General features: G+C 71.0%; 4 protein-coding genes and 1 pseudogene. 1 reads left to right on the forward strand and 4 read right to left on the reverse strand.

Annotation, left to right across the window (positions count from 1 at the left end; all coding sequences use genetic code 11):
• Positions 1-27 precede the first annotated feature (27 nt).
• Genes ACWEVO_RS29275 through ACWEVO_RS29285 form a run of 3 tightly spaced genes read right to left on the reverse strand, consistent with a single transcriptional unit; the run spans position 28 to position 3,661 of the window.
• Positions 28-2,400, reverse strand: coding sequence for a glycoside hydrolase family 65 protein (locus ACWEVO_RS29275; protein ID WP_452310707.1), 2,373 nt, complete (start codon positions 2,398-2,400; stop codon positions 28-30).
• A complete protein-coding gene (locus ACWEVO_RS29280; protein WP_452310708.1) occupies positions 2,397-3,146 on the reverse strand; it encodes an HAD family hydrolase in 750 nt (249 codons plus the stop codon). Before ACWEVO_RS29280 ends, ACWEVO_RS29275 begins: the two co-directional genes overlap by 4 nt.
• A 47-nt stretch (positions 3,147-3,193) precedes the next feature.
• Complete coding sequence (locus ACWEVO_RS29285; protein ID WP_452310709.1) at positions 3,194-3,661, reverse strand: DUF4442 domain-containing protein; 468 nt, start codon at positions 3,659-3,661, stop codon at positions 3,194-3,196.
• 138 nt (positions 3,662-3,799) lie between these two features.
• Between ACWEVO_RS29285 and ACWEVO_RS29290 the strand changes: the two genes are divergently transcribed.
• Entirely contained in the window at positions 3,800-4,963 is a 1,164-nt protein-coding gene (locus ACWEVO_RS29290; protein ID WP_452310710.1) for a Fic family protein, read from the forward strand.
• Between the two features lie 49 nt (positions 4,964-5,012).
• Here the strand turns inward: ACWEVO_RS29290 and ACWEVO_RS29295 are convergent.
• Positions 5,013-5,246, reverse strand: a pseudogene (locus tag ACWEVO_RS29295) (ABC transporter ATP-binding protein); the annotation flags it as partial.

Consider the following 5,246-nt stretch of genomic DNA (forward strand, 5'->3'; position numbering starts at 1 on the left):
CCCGCGACGAGCGCGGGCCGGGCCGGTTCAGCTGGCGTTCTCGGGCAGGTGCAGCAGCGGTGCCCGGCCCGGTGGCTGCTCCGGCGGTGGCCCCGCCGGCTGGGCGGGCGGCACCGGCACGGTGACCGGCTGGGCGGTGGTGACGCGGACCGGCTCGCCGTGGTGGCGCAGCTCCAGCACCGCGTCCGGGCCCCCCTTGCGCAGCGAGTACGTGGTCTGGTGCGGCCGGACGTCGACCCGCAGCCGCATCGACCGCCATTGGAGGGCGAACTCCAGCCGGCTGAGCCGGCTGGACAACCGGGGCGAGAAGGAGAGCGTCCCGTCGTGGTCACGCAGCCCGCCGAAGCCGGCGACCAGGGCGATCCAGGCCCCGGCCAGCGACGCCATGTGCACCCCGTCGCGGGTGTTCTCGTTCAGGTCGTGCAGGTCCATCAGGGCCGCCTCGCGCAGGTAGCGGTGGGCGAGTTCGGTGTAGCCGACCTCGGCCGCCATCACCGCCTGGGTGCACGCGCTCAACGATGAGTCCCGGACCGTACGCCGCTCGTAGTAGAGGAAGTTGCGCAGCTTCTCCAGGCCGCTGAACGCGTCCCCGCGCCAGTGCATCGCGAGCACCAGGTCGGCCTGCTTGACGACCTGCTTGCGGTAGAGGTCGAAGTACGGGTAGTGCAGCAGCAGCGGGTACTTCTCCGGCGGGGTGTGCTCGAAGTCCCACTCCTGCAACCGGGTGAAGCCCTCCACCTGCTCGTGCACGTCGAGGTCGGCGTCGTACGGCAGATGCATGGCGTGCGCGGCGTCCCGCCAGGCGGCCGCCTCCTCCTCGCTGACGCCGAGGTCGAGCGCCTGGTCCCGGTAGCGCATCGCGCAGTCCGCGGCGGTCAGCAGGTTCCGCTGCGCCATCAGGTTGGTGTAGATGTTGTCGTTCTTGACCGCGGTGTACTCGTCGGGCCCGGTCACCCCGTCGATGTGGAACTGGCCGGTGCGGTCGTGGTGGCCGAGCGAGCGCCAGAGCCGGGCCGTCTCGACCAGCAGTTCCAGCCCGATCTCCTGTTCCAGCCCGGCGTCGCCGGTGGCCAGCACGTACCGGCGCAACGCGTCGGCGACGTCGGCCGCGATGTGGAACGCGGCCGTGCCGGCCGGCCAGTACGCCGAGGACTCCGGCCCCTCGATGGTCCGCCACGGGAAGGCGGCGCCCTTGAGGTTGAGCGTGTGCGCCCGCTCCTGCGCCTGTTCGAGGGTGGAGTACCGCCAGTGCAGCGCGTCCCGGACCGCCGACGGCTGGGTGTACGTCAGCACCGGCAGCACGAACATCTCGGTGTCCCAGAACGCGTGCCCGTCGTACCCGGGGCCCGTCAGCCCCTTGGCGGAGATCGGCCGGCGTTCCGCGCGGGCGCCGGCCTGGAGCACGTGGAACAGGCCGAACCGGACGGCCTGCTGGACCTCCGGGTCGCCCTCCACGCGCACGTCGGCGGCGTCCCAGAACTCGTCCAGGTACTCGCGCTGGGCCCGGCGCAACCCGTCCCAGCCGTCCAGCCGGGCGGCGGCGAGGGCGGCGCCGACCTGGTCCCGCAGCGCCGGCAGCGAGCGTCGGCTGGACCAGCCGTACGTCAGGTACTTGACCACCCGCAGCTTCTGGCCCTGCTTGAGCACGCAGCCGATGGTGGTGCGGACCCAGTCCTCGTACCCCTCGGACTCCATGGTGGTGCGCTCCGGGCCGTGCACGTCGTGCGCCATCGCGGCGGCGAGCCGCAGCCCGCTGACCTTGGTCCGGTGGATGAGCAGCCCGCCGTCGTCGGTGGTCAGCTCCTCCTCGGCCAGCAGCGGCGACTCCAGGACGGCCGCCACCCGCGGGTCGCGGCTCTGCGGCGGCAGGGCCTCGTTGGCCACCAGCTCGGACTGGAGGATCAGCCGCAGCGGCCCGTCGACCGCCTCGACCTCGTAGTTGATTGTGGCGACCGACCGCTGGGTGAACGACACCAGCCGGGTGCTGCGGACCTTGACCTCCCGCCCGGCCGGCGAGCGCCAGTGCACCTCCCGGTGCAGGGTGCCGGCGCGCAGGTCGAGGACCCGTTCGTGGGAGAGGAGTTCGCCGTACCGGACGTCGAGCGGCTCGTCGTCGACCAGCAGCCGGATCAGCTTGCCGTTGGTGACGTTGACGATGGTCTGGCCGGACTCGGGAAAACCGAAACCGGCCTCCGCGTACGGCAGCGGGCGTAGCTCGTAGAAGGAGTTCAGGTAGGTGCCGGGGAGGCCGTGCGGCTCCCCCTCGTCGAGGTTGCCGCGCAGCCCGACGTGCCCGTTGGAGAGGGCGAAGACGGACTCGGACTGGGCGAGCACGTCCATGTCGAGCTGGGTCTCCCGGACGTGCCACGGCTCGACCGGGTACGCCCGCTCCCGGATCACGCGGCGGCCCCGGTCAGCAGCTCGGCGAGGTCGGTGACGACCACGTCGGCGCCGTGCGCCCGCAGGTCGTCGGCCTGGCCGACCCGGTCGACACCCACCACGTACCCGAAGCCGCCGGCCCGGCCGGCCTCGACGCCGGCGAGGGCGTCCTCGAAGACGGCGGCCTGCTCCGGCCTGACCCCGAGCAGCTCCGCGCCGGCCAGGAAGGTGTCCGGATGCGGCTTGCCGCGCAGGCCGCGCTCGCGGGCCACCAGCCCGTCCACCCGGGCCTCCAGGAACGGGTTCAGCCCGGCGGCCTCCACCACGGCCGCGCAGTTGGCGCTGGCCGAGACGACCGCCCGGCGCACTCCGGCCCGGACGGCGGCCTCCAGGTAGCGCACCGAGCCCTGGTAGACCTCGACCCCGTCGGTGCGGATCCGCTTGAGCAGGATGACGTTCTTGCGGTTGCCCACCCCGTTGATCGTGTCCGCCTCCGGCGGATCGTCCGGCGAGCCTTCGGGCAGGGTGATGCCGCGCGAGGCCAGGAAGGAGCGCACCCCGTCGGCTCGCGGCTTTCCGTCCACGTACCGGTTGTAGTCCGGTCCGGGGTCAAACGGGCGGAACGGCTCGCCGGTGGCCGCCGCCCGGTCCTTGAGGAACGCGTTGAAGGTCTCGGTCCAGGCAGCGTTGTGCACCTTGGCGGTCTGCGTCAGCACACCGTCCAGATCGAAGAGACAGGCGGTCACGTGAGCGGGTAGGCCCAGCATTGCCTGAATCTATCCACCCGACCCCGGGGGCAAACGCGATTCGGACCTCAGCGGTTCGGGCGGAGCGTCCACACCACGGTGAGCACGGAGGTGACCGTGCCGTCCTCCGTACCGATCTCCACCTGGACCGGGAACTCTGGCCGCTGCCCCGCGTCCAGCTCGGCGATCACCTCGGCGGGCGTACGCCCCAGCCGCGCGGTGGCCCGCACCGGCCCCAGGGCCACCTTCTGGTACGCGATGTTGGCGGTCACGGCCAGCGGCACCGCCCGGTCGAGCACCGGACCGAACGCGGCGAGCACCACCGCCCCGGACGCGGTCTCCCCGAGGGTGAACATCGCCCCGGCGTGCGGGCCGCCGACGTGGTTGTGGTGCTCCGGGACGTCGGGGAGCCGGACGACCGCCCGTACCCCGCCCTCGGCCTCGGGCGCGACCTCGACGAATTCGATACCGAGCGTACGAGCGAACGGCACGGCTTCGAGGAGACCGGCCGCCACCTGGCGAGAGTCGATGGACATGAACGCACGCTACTCGTCGGTAACTTTCCGGGCAAGAGCCTGCGTGATCAGCTGGCCCGTCTCTTTGTCTCTTTATTTGCGTCAACGCTGGTGTGGGGCTAGGGTTGTCTCATTGAAAGAGACATAAGGACACGAGCGATGATCTACGCTGCGCCCGATTTGACCGACCCTGACCGATCCGTGCTGGCGGAGATCCATGAGATGCGGCGGGCACTGGCCGATGTCCTGCGCACCCCGCGTCGCTGGACCGGCGAGCTACGGAGATCCATGCTGGCCAGAGCGATACTCGGCTCCAACAGCATTGAGGGATACGTGGTCGCCGAGGACGACGCCGCCGCGGCGCTCGATGACGAAGAGCCGCTGAGCGCCGATGACCGCACCTTCGCCGAGATCCGGGGCTACCGACAGGCCCTGGGCTACGTTCTGCAGAGCGCCGGGGACCCGTACTTCCGCTTCGATACGTCGGTCATCCGCAGCATGCACTACATGATGCTGTCGCACGACCTGGCGAAGAGCCCGGGGCAGTACCGCAAGGGCCCGATCTATGTCCACGACGAGCGGACCGATCGACGTGTGTACGAGGGAGCCGACACCAACCTCGTGCCCGAGCTGATGGAGGAACTGGCGGAGCACCTGCGTTCCGACGGCACCAGGGACCCGCTGGTCAAGGCCGCACTGGCCCACCTCAACCTCGTGATGATCCATCCATTCCGGGACGGCAACGGCCGCATGGCCCGCGCGCTGCAGACGCTGGTGCTGTCCCGCGAGGCGATCGTCGAGCCGGCCTTCTCCAGCATCGAGGAGTGGTTGGGCAGCAACACAGAGGACTACTACCGGGTGCTGGCGATCACCGGACGAGGCCGTTGGAACCCCGAAGGGTCCGCCGGCCTGTGGGTGGCGTTCAATCTGCGTGCTCATCACATGCAGGCACAGACTGTCGCCCGACGGTTCGAGGAGGCATCGACAATCTGGCGGGAACTGGATGCCCTGGTCAGCGCAGAGAAGCTCCCCGAGCGGGTCACCGGGCTGCTGTACGAGGCTGTCCTGGGATATCGCGTCCGTCGCCCTCTGTACATCAAGCTCACCGGCGTCGAGGAACGCACAGCCACCCGCGACCTGACCCGCCTTGCCGATCAGGGCCTTCTGGAGGCACGGGGGGAGCGGCGTGGCCGGCACTACGTGGCCGGCCCAACCTTGACCGAGGTTCGCAAGAGAACCCGCGAGCAGCGTGCCCCCATCAAGGACCCTTACCCGGCAATGCCAGCCCTACTGGCCGCCGAAGCAGCCACCTTGTCCGGATGAGCCGCCGTCCGACTCACACGGGCAGGCTGGCCGGGTGCGGCCAGCGCGCTCAGCGCCAGCCGACGTCGATCCGGTCGCCGCGCTCGTCGAAGAAGTGCAGGGCGTCCATGCGGACCTGGACCGCGAGCGGGTGGCCCGCGGTGACCGCCGGGTACGGCGCGAGCCGTACGGCCAGTTCCGCCGGGCGGCGGTGGTGCCGGCCCGGGTCGGGCAGCACGCTGGTCCGGTTCCCGCCGTCGCCCGGCGCGGAGACCGGGGCGACCGCCGAGCGGCCGGCGAGCCG

It is taken from the genome of Micromonospora sp. NPDC003776, from assembly GCF_053605645.1.

Bases quoted from the DNA above. Each gene is read 5' to 3' on its own strand.
- ACWEVO_RS29285 (WP_452310709.1), bottom strand. From the start codon at position 3,661: ATGTCCATCGACTCTCGCCAGGTGGCGGCCGGTCTCCTCGAAGCCGTG.
- ACWEVO_RS29290 (WP_452310710.1), top strand. From the start codon at position 3,800: ATGATCTACGCTGCGCCCGATTTGACCGACCCTGACCGATCCGTGCTG.
- ACWEVO_RS29280 (WP_452310708.1), bottom strand. From the start codon at position 3,146: ATGCTGGGCCTACCCGCTCACGTGACCGCCTGTCTCTTCGATCTGGAC.